This window comes from Pyxidicoccus sp. M6 (assembly GCF_055568925.1).
Map to the genome: position 1 here is coordinate 9086946 of NZ_CM145714.1, position 16849 is coordinate 9103794.

The following is a 16849-nucleotide window of genomic DNA, read 5'->3' on the forward strand; positions in this document are numbered from 1 at the left end:
ACAGCACAATATGAATCACAATTCATGTTGCGGCAGCCATCCGCGTGACGTCCTAAGCTGCGCGCTGGATGACCTTTCGAACCTGCGCGTTGTGGGCCGTCGTGCTGACCACCGCCTGTGCGACGTCGCGCCCCGCCGTCCCACCTGTTGCGAAGCAGGTCCCCCACTCCGTCACCGTGCACGGTGACACGCGCCAGGACGAGTACGCCTGGCTGCGGAACCGGAGCGACCCGGACGTGCTCGCGTACCTCGAAGCCGAGACGGCCTACGCGAAGTCCTTCATGCGCTCCGAGGCTCGCCTCCAGGAGCGCATCTACCAGGAGCTCCTCGGACGGATTCAGCAGACGGACGCCAGCGTGCCGTACCGCAAGGGAGGCCACGTCTACTACTCGCGCACCGAGGAGGGCCGGCCCTACGCCATCCACTGCCGCAAGCGCGTGGAGCCCGAGGGGCCCGAGGAGGTGCTGCTCGACTTGAACGCGCTTGCCGAGGGGCACCGCTTCTTGCGCCTCAAGGCCTTCGCGGTGAGCGACGACGGTAACCTGCTGGCGTACTCCGTCGACACGTCCGGCGCGCGTGACTACACGCTGTTCCTCAAGGACCTGCGCACCGGCGCGCTGCTGCCCGAGCGTCGCGAGCACGTCGACGACGTGGCCTGGGCCGCCGACAACCGCACCCTCCTCTACGTCACCGAGGACGCGGCGAAGCGCAGCCATCGCGTCTGGCGTCACGAGCTCGGCGCGACGCAGGACACGCTCGTCTACGAGGACGCGGATGAGCGCTTCAACGTGTACGTGTGGCGCTCGCGTTCCGGCGAGTACCTCTTCATCAAGAGCCGCAGCCGCGACACCGGCGAGGTGCGGGTGCTACCAGCCGATGCGCCTCGCTCGGAGCCTCGCGTCATCCTTCCCCGCGAGGAGGGCCACCAGTACAGCGTGGACCACGGGGGCGGGCTCTTCTACATCCGCACCAACTCCGGGGCGCCGCACTTCCGCCTCGTCGCCACGCCAGTGGACGCCACCGGGCGTGAGCACTGGATGGCGCTGTTGCCACATCGCGAGTCGGTGATGCTCGAAGACGTGCAGCTCTTCGCCCGCCACCTCGTCATGACCGAGCGCGAAGGGGGCCTGCAGGTCTTCACGGTGATGGACCTCACCACGGGCCAGCGCCACCGCATCACCTTCCCCGAGGACGTCTACGAGGTGGACCTGGACCGCAACGAGCAATGGGACACGCCCCGGCTGCGCTTCCGCTACGAGTCCCCCGTCACGCCCGCCTCCACCTTCGACTACGACATGACGACGCGCGAGCGGGTGCTGCTCCGGCAGCAGCGGGTGCCCGGCTACGAGCCCTCGCGCTACACGACGGAGCGGCTGTTCGTGACGGCGGCGGACGGAGCGCGCATCCCCGTCAGCCTCGTCTACCGCAAGGACCTGCGCAAAGACGGCAGCGCGCCCATGTACCTCAAGGGCTACGGCGCGTATGGCAGCACGCCGTCCCTGGGGTTCTTCTCCAATGACGTGTCCATGCTGGAGCGCGGCATCGTCGTGGCCACGGCCCACGTGCGCGGCGGTGGCGACCTGGGCGAGACGTGGCACGACGCGGGCCGGCGGCACCGGAAGATGAACACCTTCACGGACTTCATCTCCGTGGCCGAGGCGCTCATCGCGCAGGGGTACACGTCGAAGGAGCGGCTGGCCATCTGGGGTGGCAGCGCGGGCGGGTTGCTGGTGGGCACCGTGCTGAACCAGCGCCCGGATTTGTTCCGCGTGGCCCTGCTGCACTTCCCGTTCGTGGACGTGCTGAACACGATGCTCGACCCGTCCCTGGCCCTCACCGTCCCCGAGTACGAGGAGTGGGGCAACCCGACGAAGCCGGAGGACTACGCGGTCATCAAGCAGTACTGCCCCTATACGAATGTGAAGGCACAGCCCTACCCGGCCGTGTTGGTGATGGCGGCGCTCAATGACAGCCAGGTGATGTACTGGCAGCCGGCGAAGTGGGTGGCACGGCTGCGGTCGATGAAGACGGACACCCGCCCCCTGCTCCTGCACATGGACCTGGACGCAGGGCACTCCGGCCCTTCGGACCGCTACGCCTTCCTGCGCGAGGTGGCCTTCACCTTCGCGTTCGTCTTCACCGAGCTGGGACTGGAGCAGTGACGAGCTTCAGGAGATTGTCCGTCTTCTCCAACTCCACGCGCCGGAGGAACGGGTCCACGGCAACGGAGTCGGGCCGCTCCTTCACGACGACCGACACCTCGGTGTGCGCGCCGGTGAAGCGGTGCTTCGCCGCGTACAGCGCTTCATCCGAGGCCCGGGAGTACACGGCGACATCCAATTCCTCGTCCAGCTCCAGCGGGACGTCCTCGCCACCGCGCCGGGCCTTCTTGTCCGCGGCAATCCTGGCCGTGACGCGATAGCGGCCGTCCGCCAGCGGCTCGTACGTCGCGGACTCCACCTTCAGGTCATAGAGCACGACCTCCGTCATCCACTGGTCGATGAGCGCGTGGTGTGCCTCGAACGCTTCCGCGTGGAGCGCGGCCACGAGGTCTCGCGCCGTCGGCTGCGGGTTCGGGTACGCGCGCTCCTTCACGAGCCTTCTCAGCGCACGGTTCACCGCCGCCTCGCCCATCAGGTCCGACAGGGCATTCATCACCACCGCGCCCTTGCCGTAATACAGATACGACTGGTCCTTCACTCCGGTGAGCGGCGGCTCCACGGTGGCCTCGGAAGCCCGTCCGCGCAGGTAGCGGTCCAGGTCGAAGGCCAGCACCCGGCGCACATGTGGCTCGCCGTATGTGGCCTTCAGCACGAGCTGCTCGGAGTACTTCGCCAGCGACTCGGTGATGGTCGACGCGCCCGGTTGGCTCGCGGCGTCCACCTGGTGCCCCCACCACTGGTGGGCCACCTCGTGCGCGATGCGCCGCGTGACGAGGTCCACGCCCTCCGTGTCGCGCAGGTCCGACAGGAAGCCCCGGTGCTCCGGGTAGTAGATGGTGTTCGACAGCGCGAGCGCACCGAAGCCCCACGAGGACGGCACCTCCACGATGCGGAGCTGCGCGTGCGGATACGGACCAAACTGCTCGCCGAAGACATCCAGCGAGCGCGTCGCGGCGGCTGTGATGCGCGCCACATTGTACGCATGCGCGGGGTGGTAATAGACCTCCACGTCGACGCCCCGGTGCTTCACCTTCTCCACCGCGTAGCGGGCGGACACGAAGGCGAACCAGTTCAGCATCGGGCGGTCCATGACGTAGTGGAAGTAGCGGCGACCGCCGTCCCGCCACTCGCGACGCAGCACACCGGGCGCCACCGCGAGCTGGTCCTCCGACGTGGACAGCGTCGTGTCCAGCGTGGTCCACGCGCGCTGTCCGCTTCCTCCTTCGAGCCCCAGTTCATCCTCGGGGTCGGCTTCGACGGCGGGCACTTCGGGAAGGCCCCGCTTGCGCCGCTCGCGCTCGTCCTTGAGCTCGTAGCCCTTGCGGTAGCCGATGGTGGGAAACGCCTCGAAGTTCGAGATGAACGAGCCGTTCTCCACGATGGAGGCCTCGGGCTCCAGGGTCTCGATGCCCCGCCGCGCCACGTCGAGCGCGAAGGTCAGCTCGGCCCGCGCACCGGGGACCAGCGGGCGCTCCAGCTTGAACTCATACATGCCGAAGCGCGCGTCGTGGCTGAGCAGCTTCGCATCCGCCAGCGTCAGCGAGGCCACGCTCACGTCGCGCTGCACGGAGACCCAGACCGTCTGCACGGGCTCCGAGGTGCGGTTCTCCAACTGATACGTGCCGGCCACCTGGTAGCGCCGCTCTCGTGGGAAGAGGTCGACATTGCACTTCACGGCGACGACGCCAGGCTGGGGCAGCGTCTCGTAGCGCTGATAGGCCTTCTCGTAGTCCGCCTTCCAGTCGGCGAGCTGTGAGCGCGTCTCGTAGCGGTTGAGCACGTTGGTGCCGTGGAAGATGAAACCGCCCGTCACCACGAACACGCCGAGGCACGCCACTGCCGCCACGGTGCCGCGCCGGCCCCACACGCGAGGCAGGGCCGCGAGGCGCTCTCGAAGCGGAGGACTCACGCCGCGCCTCCACAGGCCGCAGGTGACGAGCCCCACCAGGCCGGCGAACGCGCTCCAGTACAGCATGAACGCGGAAAAGGACGCGGCGGCCGCGCCGAAGCCATCCATGTCCGAGTAGCGCACCGGAGGCCCGCTCGCGTAGCGCAGCAGGCCGTGCTCCAGTCCCACGCGCCCACCCTGACGCAGGGCCAGGGCCACGAGCAGCGCCAGGAACATGCCGACGTAGCGGTTGGGGCTCAGCGTCTGGAGCCACAGCACCACCACCGCGAACAGCAGCAACGGCAGCCCCGTGAAGTACAGCACGGAGAGGTACAGCCCCGGCTCCAGGTGCGTGTAGCCACGCGAGAGCTGGAACAGCATGGAGACGCCCACACCGGTGATGGCCAGCACGCTCAGCAACACGGCCAGCACCACCAGCTTGGACAGGTAGAACACCGCGCTGCTCGTGGGCGTCGCGTCGAGGAGCGCGCTCATGCGGACGACACGCTCACGCCAGACCAACTCCGCGCCGAAGTAGACGACGGTGAGGGTGCCGATGAGGGCCAGCACGTCGCGGAGGTTCGGAAGCACCAGTCCCGTCGTGGGGAACAACTGCGTGCCGTACTCCGCGCGAGTGGTTCCCGCGACGACCTCCATGCCCACCACGAAGAGCCACAGCGCGAGCAGCGACAGGAAGGCTCCGCTCTTCAGCACGTACCGCGACTCCAGCCCCACCGCGGACTTCAAAGCAGCCCACGCGCTGACCTGGCCATCCACGGGCCGGTACGCGGAGGTAACGGAGGCGACTTCCTCCGAGACGTTCCTCCCCGTCTTCGACCCCGACGCCACACGGAAGGCAAACACCTTGTAGACGAGCCCCAGCACGCCGGCCGAGACACCCAGCCACAGCACGCGGTTGAGCAGGAACGGCCCTTCCAGCACGAGCAACTGGGTGTTGCGCTCGGCCTCCGTCCAGTACCGCGTCTGCGCGAAGAACGCCGACAGTCCGAACGGGTCCAGCAGCGCGGCCCGAGCCAGGGCCTCGGGCGTCTGCGGCGCGGCCCCCGCCATCAACGGCGAGTCCCCCAGCAGCGAGCCCACGAAATACAGCGCATAGAGGAAGACGGCCCCGATGTAGCTGGCCAGCGCGCTGCGCGTGAGCACAGAGATGGCGAACAGCAGCGACGCCGCGAACAACAGGTTGGGCAGCACCATCACCGCCAGCGCCCACACGTACCCCAGCACCTCCGTGTCCCCCACCCGCTCCGGGTCCACGGTGAGAATGTGTGGCGCCACCATCAATCCCAGCGCCGTCACCGTGAACACCGTGAGCGCCGCGAGCAGCGCACCGGTGAATCTCGCGGACAGGTACGTGAGCTTGCCGACGGACGTCGCGAAGACGAGCTCCTCCATCTTGTGCTCGCTGTCGCGCAGGGCCGCATTCGCACAGAAGAGGCCGAGCACGAAGATGGAGAACAGCGACAGCAGCCCCATGGACTGCATGACGGAGTACGGCGAGTTGATGTGGACGTTGTCCGGTCCGTAGCCCGTACCGACGAAGACGCAGGCCAGCCCCAGGAAGGCGGCGATGGCCACGAAGAAGCCGACCTGGCGCGTCTGGTAGCGCCACTCGAAGCGAAGCACCTCGCCGAGCATGTCGTCTCCTCAGGCCACGGCGCGCCCGGACAGGGCGGAGAAGTAGACGTCTTCCAAATCCGGCGGCACCGACTCGAACCCCGGTCCCGGCGACGCCTCCGCCAGCACGCGCAGCACGGTCCGCCCACCGGAGAGCTGATTGGAGAGCACGTTCAGCGACGCGCGAAAGCCGGCGACCTCGTGCTTCTCCACCGTCCTCCGCCACACGCGGCCCTTCAGTTCCGCGACGAGCGTCTCGGGCGCCCCCTCCCGCAGCACCCGGCCTCCGGACAGGATGGCCATGCGGGGACAGAGCTGGCGCACGTCCTCGACGATGTGCGTGGACAGCAGCACCACGACGTTCTCCCCTACCTCGCTCAGCAGGTTGTGGAACCGGTTGCGCTCCTCCGGGTCCAGCCCGGCGGTGGGCTCGTCGACGATGAGCATGCGCGGGTTGCCCAGCAGCGCCTGCGCGATTCCGAAGCGCTGCCGCATGCCTCCGGAGAATCCGCTGACGGCCTTCTTGCGGTGCGCGTACAGGTTCGTCTGCTGCAGCAGCGCATCCACCTGCTCGCGCCGCGCGCGGCGGTCCGTCAGGCCCTTGAGCACGCCCAGGTGGTCCAGCAGCTCGGAGGCTGACACGCCGGGGTACACGCCGAAGTCCTGCGGCAAATAGCCCAGGCGCCGACGGTGGCCCTGCGGGTCCGCGAGCACATCCGCCTCGTCGAAGGTGAGCTGCCCCGCGTCCGGCGTCTGGAGCGTAGCGAGGATGCGCATGAGCGTGGACTTCCCCGCGCCATTCGGCCCGAGGAGCCCGAAGAGGCCTCGCTCAATCGTCAGGTCGATGCCCTGGAGGGCACGCACGCCATTCGGATAGGTCTTCGAGACGGCCGAGATGCGCAGCATGGGGGACTCTACGTCCGCCTCCTCCCCCCATTGCATCCGTGGCTACACTTCCAGCAGCACGTACCGCTGGTCCGGCGTGTGCTTCGCCAGGAGAGGCATCGCCACGTTGTAGACAGGGATGCCGCTCTTCGTCTTCCCGGTGCGCGTGCCGTGGTGCGCGTGTCCGTGGAAGACGGCCTCGGCACCGTAGTGGTCAATCGGCATCGACAGGCGGCTCGTCCCGAGGAACGGGCGGATTTCGATGTTCTCCCCGTCCAACGTCTCCGGCACCGGGGAGTAGTGCATGATGACCACCTTCTTCTCCGTATCGAGGTGGCTCAGCGCGGCCTCCAGCTTGAGCGACTCGTGCACCGCCTCCTGCACGAAGGACTTCGTCTGCCCTTCACCGAAGGCCTGCAACGTCGCGTTGCCGAAGCCGCCGCCGAAGCCCTTCACGCCCGCCACGCCCAGCACCTTCTCGAAGATGAAGTGGTCCCCGTCGAGCAGGTGCACACCGGCCTTGGCCAGCTCGGTGCAGAGTTCCTTGGCCTGGTTGTGCTCGTAGTCGTGGTTGCCCAGCACCGCCGCGCAGGGCACTCGCAGCGCGGACAATTCCTCCGCGAGCACCTTCCCCTCTTCAATCATCCCCCTGTCCGTGAGGTCCCCACACAGCACGAGCAGGTCCGCCGTGGCGTTCACCTGTTTGACGAGCTGTCGGAAGCGTCCGTGTTGGTCCTCGCGGCAGTGAAGGTCACCGACTGCCGCCAACCGAATTTTCGAGCTCGGATCGCGCGCCACGCTCGTCTCCCTGCTGTCGTTCGTTCTCGTCCCAGACCCGCCCGTCGCGGAAGCCCCAGTGGTGGATGTCCACGTGGTAGTTCACCCGCGAGATGAGGTTCCCGCGGCACAGCTTGTCCTCCCAGCATCCCTCGCGGATGGTGTGCAGCGTGCGGCTCATCAGCTCCGCCATCACCCAGTCGGGGACGAGGTCTCGCTCGGACGGATAGGCGAACCGGAACATCATCAGGTGGCTGAGCAGCACCTCCCAGTACCGGTCGAAGCGGCGCATCAGCCGCTCCCAGTCCATGTCACGTCCCGCCTTCAGGATGAGGTGATTCACATCCGAGCCGTCATACCGCTCGCGCTCGTTCACGAAGGCCTTGGACCAGATCATCTCCTCCGCGGGAGCCACCAGACACTGGTGCCCGAAGATGGAGCAGGACCTGGCGTAGGTGAACCACTCGTCATCCACCACCGCCACGCCGTTGCCGGACGAGAAGATGAAGTCGACGAAGTACTCGCCTTTGTAGGCCTTGTAGATCCACACCTCGTCCGCGCGCTCGGTGCGCCAGCCGTCCTTCTCCAGCACCTCGAGCGCCTTGAGCGCGTCGCGCTTGCGCGGGAAGAGGTCCAAATCCTTCGTGTCGCGGTAGATGCCGGTGTACGTCGCGTATGCGTACGCACCGCCCACGACGAAGGGCACCCCCGCGTCGACCAGGAGGCCAATCGCCCGGGCTCGCGCATTGATTTCATCCGGAGCGCGGTCTCTCTCGGCCAGCGAGGCGTCCGTGCCCATCTCCCCGGGATGGTTGGGGTGTCTCTGTTCCATGCGCGAAAGGTAGGGACGGCGGAATTCCGCCGTGCGAAGGCCGGGTGAAAATGCCTGGGGAGCGGACAGCCAACCGCCAACCTGTTGAATTTCCGAACCTTTTCAGGGCCAGACGGGCGCCTTTTCTGTTTTCCGGCGGGGCTGTGTCCATTGGGGCGAACTCGCTGCTGAACGGCCCTCCAGGGGCCGCCCGAAAGGACGAAGAACCATGCTTCGCAAGAGCCTGCTGTGCGCCGCCCTCCTGTTCGCCGGCTGTGACTCCTCCTCGGACAAGAACGACGCGGACTCGTTCCGTGAGGGCCTGCCCTCCAAGGAGATGGTGGAGGTGAAGTCGCCGCAGAAGAGCGGCCAGGGTCTGAGCTCGGCGTTCTACGGGCAGGGGCAGACGGCGGAGTACTTCCAGCTCACCGTGGGCGCGGCGGCGACCATCAATGGCGGCACGCTCTGGGTGCTGGACCTCATCTCGCACATCGTCGCGAACACGCCGTCCTCCATCGAGGGCGACGTGGCGGTGTGGGGCCCGTATACGGAGTCGCTCAGCGCCGTCACCTGGAAGCTGACCGTCACGCGCACGGGTGAGGACTCGTACTCGTGGGTGCTGGAGGGCAAGGCGAAGACGGCGGCCGACTCGACCTACGTGGCGGTGCTGTCCGGCTCGCACACGGCCGCGGTGGATGGGAATGGCGAGCGCGTGAAGGGCTTCGGCTCCGGCGAGTTCCTCATCGACTGGGAGAAGAACCGCACGCTGCCCGGCACCAACCAGAACGAGATGGGCACGGCGGACATCCAGTACTCGCGCACGTCCGCGACGGCGGTGGCGTCGGTGGAGGCGGAGTTCCAGCAGATTCGCGATAATGATACCAGCGCGCGCGTGGACGCGAGCTACAGCTTCAAGCAGGCCGCGGGCGCGGGCGGTGAGCTGGACTTCGTCATCAAGAAGGACATCGACACCAACCCGCAGCGCTCGGCGAAGGAGACCCTGGCCATCAAGAGCCGCTGGGAGTCCACCGGGGCCGGCCGCTCGGACATCAAGCTGTCGGGCGGCGACCTGTCCGGTGACGTCATCAAGGAGGCCACGCTGAGCGAGTGCTGGGACAGCAACTTCATCAGCGTCTACTTCCTCTTCAGCGTCACCCCCGCCTTCGGGTACGGCAACGTGAGCGCGTGCGGCAACTTCAGCACCGCTGTGTACTCCACGCTGTGAGGCGGGTCGCGGTAGGCTGCGCCGCGTGACGGGAACGAGCCAGCCGGTCCTCAAGGTGATTCCAGGTGGCCAACACCAGGACCGGCGTGCCCTCATGCGCGAGCTGTATTCGAAGTATGGCGGCAGCGTGCTGGGCCGCTGCCGCTATCTGCTGAAGGACGCGACGAAGGCGGAGGACGCGATGCACGACGTCTTCGCCCGCGCCCTCACCCACGGCGACGACTTCCGGGCGGAGGCGTCGCCGCTGACGTGGTTGATGAAGATTGCGACCAACCACTGCCTCAACCAGCTCCGCTCGGAGCGGGCGAGCTGGAGACAGTGGTTCGAGCGGGACGCGGCGGCGCGTCCCGAGGGGCACGGCGGCGCGGGCGAGCTGGAGACGCGGGATTTGATACGCCGGTTGCTGTCGAAGGTGGACCTGGAGACGCAGGCGGCGGTGGTGCACTACCACGTGGACGGGATGACGCTGGAAGAGGTGGCGGCGGCGCTGGGGCGCTCGGTGCCCACCATCCGCAAGAGGCTGGAGCGCTTCGCCGAGCTGGGCGGAGAGGAGCTGAAGGTTCGATGAGCGCGCACGAGTCGGAGTGGACATTGCGCCGCCTGAGCGCCGGGGAATTGGCCGCCGCCGAGGCCACCCGAGTCCGCGCCCACGCGGCCGCCTGCGCGACTTGCGGCGCCACGCTGCGCGGACTCGAGAACGAGCAGGCCCGCTTCGAGGCGGAAGTCCCCTTCGAGCGCTTCGAGGCCGGCGTGGAGCGCGCGGAGCAGCGGCAGCGGCGCGGTGAGTCCTTCCGCACGCCGCCCCGCCGCTGGGTGGCCACGACGATGGCCATGGCCGCCTCGGTGCTGGTGGTGCTCCTGGCCCGGCCCCTGCTGAGCGGCGGTTCCGAGCACGGGCGCAACAACATCAAGGGCGGCGGCGCGGTGGCGGAGCTGCGCATCGGCGGCGGCACGGGCCCGCAGCGAGAGGCGCGCATGGATGCGCCCGAGGCGCTGGATGAAGGCGAGCGGGTGCGGCTGGGCTACGAGGCCCGCGAGCACCGCTATGTCGCGGCGCTGTCGGTGGACGCCATCGGCGAGGTGACGCCGCTGCATCCCGAGTCGGGCGAGAGCCTGCCGGTGGAGCCCGGCCCGGACATGCACTGGCTGCCGGACAGTTGGGAGCTGACGGGCTCCGGCGCCGAGCGCGTGGTGCTGGTGCTGACGGACACGCCGCTCCAGATGGATGCGCTGGTGGACGCGGCGCGGCGGGCCTTCGAGGCGGCGAACGGCGACGTGGAGCACATGAAGCCGCTCGACGTGCCGGGTGAACAGGCGACCTGGGTGCTGCTCAAGCCATGAGTCCCCTCCCCTCTCCCATCCGAGCGCTGGCTGTCGCGCTGGCCCTCGTGGCCACGGCCGCGCACGCGGACGCGCTGCGCCGCTTCGCGCTGGTGGCCGGCAACGACGAGGGCGGCGACGACACGCGCCCCCTGCGCTTCGCCCGCGACGATGCGCGGAAGATGTACGCGCTGCTGCAGCGCCTGGGCGGCGTGGCGCCCGGCGACGCGAAGCTGCTGCTCGACGAGGACTCGCGCGACTTCCTCTCCGCGCTGACGGACCTCGAAGCACGCGCGCGCGCGGCCCGCGCCCGCGGAGAGCGCACTGCGCTGATGGTCTACTACTCGGGCCATGCGAAGGACGGCGCGCTGCGGCTGGGTGACTCGCGGCTGGCCTATGAGGACCTGAAGCGCCGGCTCGCGGATGCGCCCGTGGACATCCGCATCGCCATCCTGGACTCGTGCCGCTCCGGCGCGCTGACGCGCACCAAGGGCGCGCGACGGGCACCGGCCTTCGAGATTGAATCCGGCGCGGCGCGTGATGCTCGCGGCCTCGTCATCCTCACGTCGAGCTCGGCGGACGAGGACTCGCAGGAGTCGGACGCGCTGGGCGGCAGCTACTTCTCGCACCACCTGGCCAGCGGCCTGCTGGGTGACGCGGACCGCAGCGGCGACGGGCGGGTGACGCTGTTCGAGGCGTACTCGCATGCGTACGCGCGCACGGTGGCGGACACGGCGGCCAGCAGCGCGGGCCCGCAGCACCCCACGTTCAGCTACGACCTCGCGGGCAATGGCGACCTGGTGCTGACGGATTTGCGCGCCAGCGGCGAGGGGCTGCTGGTGCCGGGCGGCGCGCCCGCGGGCACGTACTACTTCGTGGACCCGGGCGGCATGGTGGTGGCGGAGCTGGACAAGACGGCGGACGTGGAGCGCCGCGTGGCGCTGGCGCCGGGCACGTATCGCGTGAAGCGCCGTCTGCCGGACCGGCTGCGCATCGGCGAGGTGGAGGTGTCGCGCGGGCGGGCGGCGGTGCTGGAGGAGACACGGCTTCGCGACGCGCCCTTCTCCGACGACCCGGTGAAGGGCGAGGCGCGCGACGGTGGCGCGTGGTGGACGGTGGGCCTGTCGGGCGGCGTGCAGTCCTTCTTCGACGCGCCCACGCGCGACTCGCTGTTCCTGTCCGTGGGCCTGCTGGGCGCGGAGGCGCAGCTCCACGACTACTTCCGGCGCGACTGGGTGTGGGGCGTGGACGTGGCGGTGGGCGGGAAGCAGGCGGTGCTGGCGCTGCCCACGCTGTCGGGGCCGGCCTACCGCTACTCGGTGACGAGCCTGGGCACGACGCTCACCGCCGAGTGGCCCCATGGCCGAATCGCCCCCTTCGTGGGCGGACGACTCGCGTACCTGATGCTGCGCCGCGACTTCGAGGACGAGGGCTTCCCGGACCAGAAGTACGCCATGTTCTCCCCGGGCATCGTGGGCGGCCTGCGCTGGCGTCCGCTGCCGCGCCTGCACGTCAGCGGACAGGCCCGACTCCACTATCTCCAATACACCGTCGATGAGCAGCGCTCGCTGGGATACTGGGAGCTGGGCGCGTTCCTCGCCTATCAGCCATGAAGGGGCACGCGATGCGACACCTGGCGATGGCCTGTCTGTGTTTGGCGGCGGCCGCGTGTGGCGGCGACTTCTCCAACGATGACCTCGAGTTCCTCAACGCGCTGCCGCAGCGCGAGGACCTGGCCGCGAAGCTGCCCGCGAGCAGTGAAGGCCGCTCGGCGGGTGGACTGACGACGCGCAAGGACGGGCTCCTCGTCAACCTGGGCGAGGTGTCCGAACTCGCCACGGACACGGACGACACGGGACTCAACTTCAACACCGCGGTGGATGGACTGCTGACGCTGCTGGAGAACATCCGCTCCACGTCGCCCACCACGCGCGAGCCGGACCGGCGCGTGTGGGGCCCCTTCCGCGACAAGGAGCACCCGGGCTTCGACGTGCGCTTCGTCATGGAGCGTGCGGAGCTGCGCTTCGACTACCGGCTGGAGTACCGCCGCACCGGCCAGGGCGATGCCGGCTGGTGGGTCTTCCTGTCGGGCGCCTTCGAGGCGGACGCGGGCATCCGCAAGGGCGTGGGTGAGATTCACCTGGACGTGAAGCGGGCCGTGGCGGAGCCGGGCTTCACCACGGACCTGGTCGTGCTGGACCGGCTGGACATCGACTACCAGACGAAGGCCCTGCCCACCTGGGTGGAGATGGTCTTCACACCCGTGGGCGGGCTGGTGAGTCCCACGCGCTACACCTACCGCGAGGCCGAGGGCCGGCTGGGGGAGATGAAGTTCCGGCTGCCCGCCACGGACCTGGTCCTCGGAGGCAAGCTGGAGGACGTGGAATTGACCACGCGCTGGGCGCCCGACGGCCGGGGCATGGGCGTGCTGCTGGTGCTCGACGGCGACATCAAGGGCGCGAAGTACACCGAGTGCTGGAATGCGCTGGGCCGCGTCACCTTCATCGCGAAGAGCTGGGACTTCTTCAACCCGACGCTCGGAGACCGGGCCACCTGCCCTGACTTCTCGGCGCTGGACGAGTAGGCCGTCGCGAGCGTGCCCGGCCGCATGCTGGCCGGGTGTGTCACGCAGCGGACGGGCGGCCGCGGCATGTCGTCGGGCTGGCAGCCCGTCAGGCGGGGGTGAACACGAAACCCATTGCCTGAGACATGAGCCGGTATAGTGCGCGCCCATGAGTGACGGGCAGAAGAACGAAGCACGCGCGCAGCGTCCGGGGACACTGAAGAGCCTGGCGATGGCCATGGCCTCCTGGCGCACGGCCGCGGTGACGCTGCTCTCGTTCTCCTCGGGTCTGCCCCTGGGCCTCGTCTGGATTGCGATTCCCGACTGGCTGCGCAGCGCCGGCGTGGACATCCGCGTGGTGGGCCTCGTCACGCTGGCGCAGGCGCCCTGGTCCTTCAAGTTCCTCTGGTCGCCGCTGATGGACCGCTACGTGCCGCCCTTCTGGGGCCGGCGGCGGGGCTGGATGGCGGTGGCGCAGGTGGCGCTGTTCGCCACCACGCTGGCGATGGCGGGCGTGGCCAATCACCCCGAAGCAGCGTGGGTGGTGGGGGCGCTGGCCCTGGCGGTGGCGTTCTCCGCGGCCACGCAGGACATCGCCATCGACGCGTACTCGGTGGAGGTGCTGCGCAAGGAGGAGCAGGGCATCGCGGTGGGCGCGAAGGTGGCGCTGTACCGGGCCGCCATGTTCATCGCCGGCTCGGCGGCCATCACCCTGGCCGGGCGCATCTCCTGGAGCATCGTCGTCATCGGGCTGGCGCTGCTCTATCTGCCGATTCTCATCATCACCCGCTTCGCCCCGGAGCCCGAGGAGCGCCTCCCGCCGCCGCGCTCGCTCAAGGAGGCCGCCTGGTACCCCTTCGTGGGCTTCCTGCAGCGGCACCGCGCGCTGGAAATCCTGGCGTTCGTCTTCGCGTACAAGCTGGCGGACAACCTGGGCAGCTCGCTGATGCGGCCCTTCCTGGTGGACATGGGCTACAGCGCCACGGACCGCGGCGTGGCGCTGGGCACCCTCGGTTTGTTCGGAACCATCGCCGGCACGCTGATTGGCGGCGCGTGGACGACGGTGCTGGGGCTGGGCCGGGCGCTGTGGCTGTTCGGCGTCGTGCAGATTGTCTCCAACGTGGGCTACGTCCTCGTGGCACGCGCCGGGGCGCCGAATGAAGTGCTCATGTATTCGGCCATCGGCTTCGAGCAGGTGACGCAGGGCCTGGGCACGGGCGCCTTCTCCGTGCTGCTCATGCGGCTGACGCAGAAGCGCTTCTCCGCCACGCAGTTCGCGCTGCTCTCCAGCCTCTTCTCCATTCCGCGCGTGTTGGCGGGCCCCATCAGCGGCTTCGCCGTCCATGCCATGGGCTGGGAGAACTTCTTCTGGCTCACCATGGTGGCGGGCATCCCCGGCCTGCTGCTGCTCGCGCGCTTCGTGCCGCCGGGCGTGAAGGACCCCAACTTCGACGTGGAGGCCCAGGTCCGTCCGGCCACCCGGGCCCTGAGCCGGGGCGCGCTCACGACGGCTGCCGTGCTGTCGGGCGTGGTGGGCATCGTGCTGGGCGGGCTGACGACGGCGCTGCTCGGCGCGATGCAGGCGGTGCGGACGAACCCGGCGGGTGGTTTCGACTTCGGCGCGGCGTTGACCGCGATGTTCCAGCCCGCGTCCGTCGGAGACTGGGTGACGCTGGCCGGCATCATCATCTTCGGGGTGATGGTGGGCCTGCTCACCACGGCCACGCTCGCCGCGCGCTCCGGGGCCTTCTACCTCCCGGAGGAGGAGGCTCCGCCCTCCCCCACGGGTGCGGCCGAAGCGCGCTGACTGCTCGCGAGTCCACAGTGGGTGTCGCGTGACACGGCCCTGAAGGCCCGCGTCACGGTGTACCGGCGTACAGGTTTCACAACATGGGGGATCCATCCGGCGCGCGCCCTGCCTATCGTGGCGCGCCTATGGCCCACCCTCTCGCTGGCAAGCCCCCACCGGTAGAGCTCCTCATCGACCCCGAGAAGCTGCGCGCCCAGTACTACTCCGAGCGCCCGGACGTGAATGTCCCGGAGCAGCGCGTCGCCTTCGGTACCTCCGGACACCGCGGCTCCTCCGCGCGCCGCAGCTTCAACGAGGCCCACATCGTCGCGGTGACGCAGGCCGTCTGCGAGTACCGCAAGCAGCAGGGCATCGACGGGCCGTTGTTCCTGGGCATGGACACGCACGCCCTCTCCGACCCGGCGCAGCGCACCGCGCTGGAGGTGCTCGCCGCCAACGGCGTGCAGGTGCGCTTCAGCGACATCGCCACGCCCACGCCCGTCATCTCCCACGCCATCCTCACCCACAACAAGGGCCGCACCTCCGGGCTCTCGGACGGCATCGTCATCACCCCGTCCCACAACCCGCCCGAGGACGGCGGCATCAAGTACAACCCGCCCAACGGCGGCCCCGCGGACACCAACGTCACCGCGGGCGTCGAGCGCCGCGCCAATGAGTTGCTCGGCAGTGGCAACGCGGGCGTGCAGCGCATCCCCTACGAGCGGGCGCGCACCTCGCCCACGGTGAAGCCGTATGACTTCATCACGCCTTACGTGGAGGACCTGGGCAGCGTGGTGGACATGGAGGCGCTGCGCGGCGCGAAGCTGAAGATTGGCGCGGACCCGCTCGGTGGCTCCAACGTGGCGTACTGGGAGCCCATCGCCACGCGGTACGGGTTGAATCTGCACGTGGTCAATCCCACGGTGGACCCGACGTTCCGCTTCATGCCGCTGGACCATGACGGGAAGATCCGCATGGACTGCTCGTCGCCGTACGCCATGGCGAACCTGGTGCGGCTGAAGGACCAGTACGACATCGCCTTCGGCAATGACGCGGACTCGGACCGGCACGGCATCGTCACGCGCAGCATGGGGTTGATGAATCCCAATCACTACCTCGCGGTAGCCATCGCATACCTCTTCCGCAGCCGGCCCGGCTGGAAGCCCGGGACGGCCGTGGGCAAGACGTTGGTGAGCAGTGCCCTCATCGATCGCGTGGCGGCGAGCCTCGGCCTCCGCGTCGTCGAGGTGCCGGTGGGCTTCAAGTGGTTCGTGGACGGACTGGTGGACGGCTCGCTCGGCTTCGGCGGCGAGGAGAGCGCCGGCGCGTCCTTCCTCCGCCGCGACGGCACGGTGTGGACCACGGACAAGGACGGCATCATCATGGACCTGCTGTCCGTGGAGATTCTCGCCGCCACCGGCAAGGACCCGGGCCAGCACTACCAGGAACAGGCCGCGAGGTTCGGCGCGCCGCGCTACACGCGCATCGACCAGCCGGCCACGCCCGCGCAGAAGGCGGCGCTGAAGAAGCTGTCGCCAGAGTCGGTGAAGGCCTCCACGCTCGCGGGCGAGCCCATCACCCAGCGCCTCACCCGTGCGCCCGGAAACAACGCGGACATCGGCGGCCTCAAGGTCGTGACGGAGAACGGCTGGTTCGCCGCGCGGCCCTCCGGCACCGAGGACGTGTACAAGATCTACGCGGAGAGCTTCCGCGACGAGGCGCACCTCCAGTCCATCGTCCAGGAGGCGCGCGCCATCGTCAACGCGGCCTTCGCGGGCAAGTAGCCGCGCGGGG

The 16849-nt window shown here is 69.0% G+C and carries 12 protein-coding genes; 8 read left to right on the top strand and 4 right to left on the bottom strand.

Annotation, left to right across the window (positions count from 1 at the left end; genetic code table 11):
* The first annotated feature begins 68 nt into the window (after positions 1-68).
* Positions 69-2162 (top strand): S9 family peptidase, encoded by a 2094-nt coding sequence (locus ACVTJA_RS35530; RefSeq protein WP_465826407.1) that lies wholly within the window; start codon positions 69-71, stop codon positions 2160-2162.
* Here ACVTJA_RS35530 and ACVTJA_RS35535 read toward each other — a convergent pair.
* From ACVTJA_RS35535 to ACVTJA_RS35550, 4 genes are read right to left on the bottom strand one after another with little or no spacing between them, the layout of a single operon-like run.
* Complete coding sequence (locus ACVTJA_RS35535; protein ID WP_465826409.1) at positions 2137-5706, bottom strand: ABC transporter permease/M1 family aminopeptidase; 3570 nt, start codon at positions 5704-5706, stop codon at positions 2137-2139. The two genes, ACVTJA_RS35530 and ACVTJA_RS35535, sit on opposite strands and share 26 nt — an antisense overlap.
* Positions 5707-5715: 9 nt before the next feature.
* On the bottom strand, positions 5716-6591 hold the full coding sequence (locus ACVTJA_RS35540) for an ABC transporter ATP-binding protein (protein WP_465826412.1): 876 nt from the start codon (positions 6589-6591) through the stop codon (positions 5716-5718).
* 42 nt (positions 6592-6633) lie between these two features.
* Complete coding sequence (locus ACVTJA_RS35545; RefSeq protein ID WP_465826415.1) at positions 6634-7338, bottom strand: metallophosphoesterase family protein; 705 nt, start codon at positions 7336-7338, stop codon at positions 6634-6636.
* Positions 7322-8146, bottom strand: a complete 825-nt coding sequence (locus ACVTJA_RS35550) for a nucleotidyltransferase (RefSeq protein WP_465840599.1) — start codon at positions 8144-8146, stop codon at positions 7322-7324. The genes ACVTJA_RS35545 and ACVTJA_RS35550 overlap by 17 nt, the downstream gene beginning before the upstream one ends.
* A gap of 241 nt (positions 8147-8387) precedes the next feature.
* Between ACVTJA_RS35550 and ACVTJA_RS35555 the strand changes: the two genes are divergently transcribed.
* The 7 genes from ACVTJA_RS35555 to pgm all read left to right on the top strand — a co-directional run bounded on the left by ACVTJA_RS35555 (position 8388) and on the right by pgm (position 16839).
* Complete coding sequence (locus ACVTJA_RS35555) at positions 8388-9383, top strand: hypothetical protein (RefSeq protein WP_465826419.1); 996 nt, start codon at positions 8388-8390, stop codon at positions 9381-9383.
* Positions 9384-9477: 94 nt separating this feature from the next.
* Complete coding sequence (locus ACVTJA_RS35560; protein ID WP_465826421.1) at positions 9478-9951, top strand: RNA polymerase sigma factor; 474 nt, start codon at positions 9478-9480, stop codon at positions 9949-9951.
* On the top strand, positions 9948-10724 hold the full coding sequence (locus ACVTJA_RS35565; protein ID WP_465826423.1) for an ACP synthase: 777 nt from the start codon (positions 9948-9950) through the stop codon (positions 10722-10724). Before ACVTJA_RS35560 ends, ACVTJA_RS35565 begins: the two co-directional genes overlap by 4 nt.
* Positions 10721-12316 (top strand): caspase family protein, encoded by a 1596-nt coding sequence (locus ACVTJA_RS35570; protein ID WP_465826425.1) that lies wholly within the window; start codon positions 10721-10723, stop codon positions 12314-12316. The genes ACVTJA_RS35565 and ACVTJA_RS35570 overlap by 4 nt, the downstream gene beginning before the upstream one ends.
* A gap of 11 nt (positions 12317-12327) precedes the next feature.
* Complete coding sequence (locus ACVTJA_RS35575; RefSeq protein WP_465826427.1) at positions 12328-13287, top strand: hypothetical protein; 960 nt, start codon at positions 12328-12330, stop codon at positions 13285-13287.
* 148 nt (positions 13288-13435) lie between these two features.
* Positions 13436-15073 carry an AmpG family muropeptide MFS transporter gene (locus ACVTJA_RS35580; protein ID WP_465826430.1) on the top strand — a complete coding sequence of 546 codons (1638 nt, stop codon included), beginning with the start codon at positions 13436-13438 and terminating at the stop codon, positions 15071-15073.
* Positions 15074-15201: 128 nt separating this feature from the next.
* On the top strand, positions 15202-16839 hold the full coding sequence (gene pgm, locus ACVTJA_RS35585) for a phosphoglucomutase (alpha-D-glucose-1,6-bisphosphate-dependent) (RefSeq protein WP_465826432.1): 1638 nt from the start codon (positions 15202-15204) through the stop codon (positions 16837-16839).
* The last annotated feature ends 10 nt before the right edge of the window (positions 16840-16849 follow it).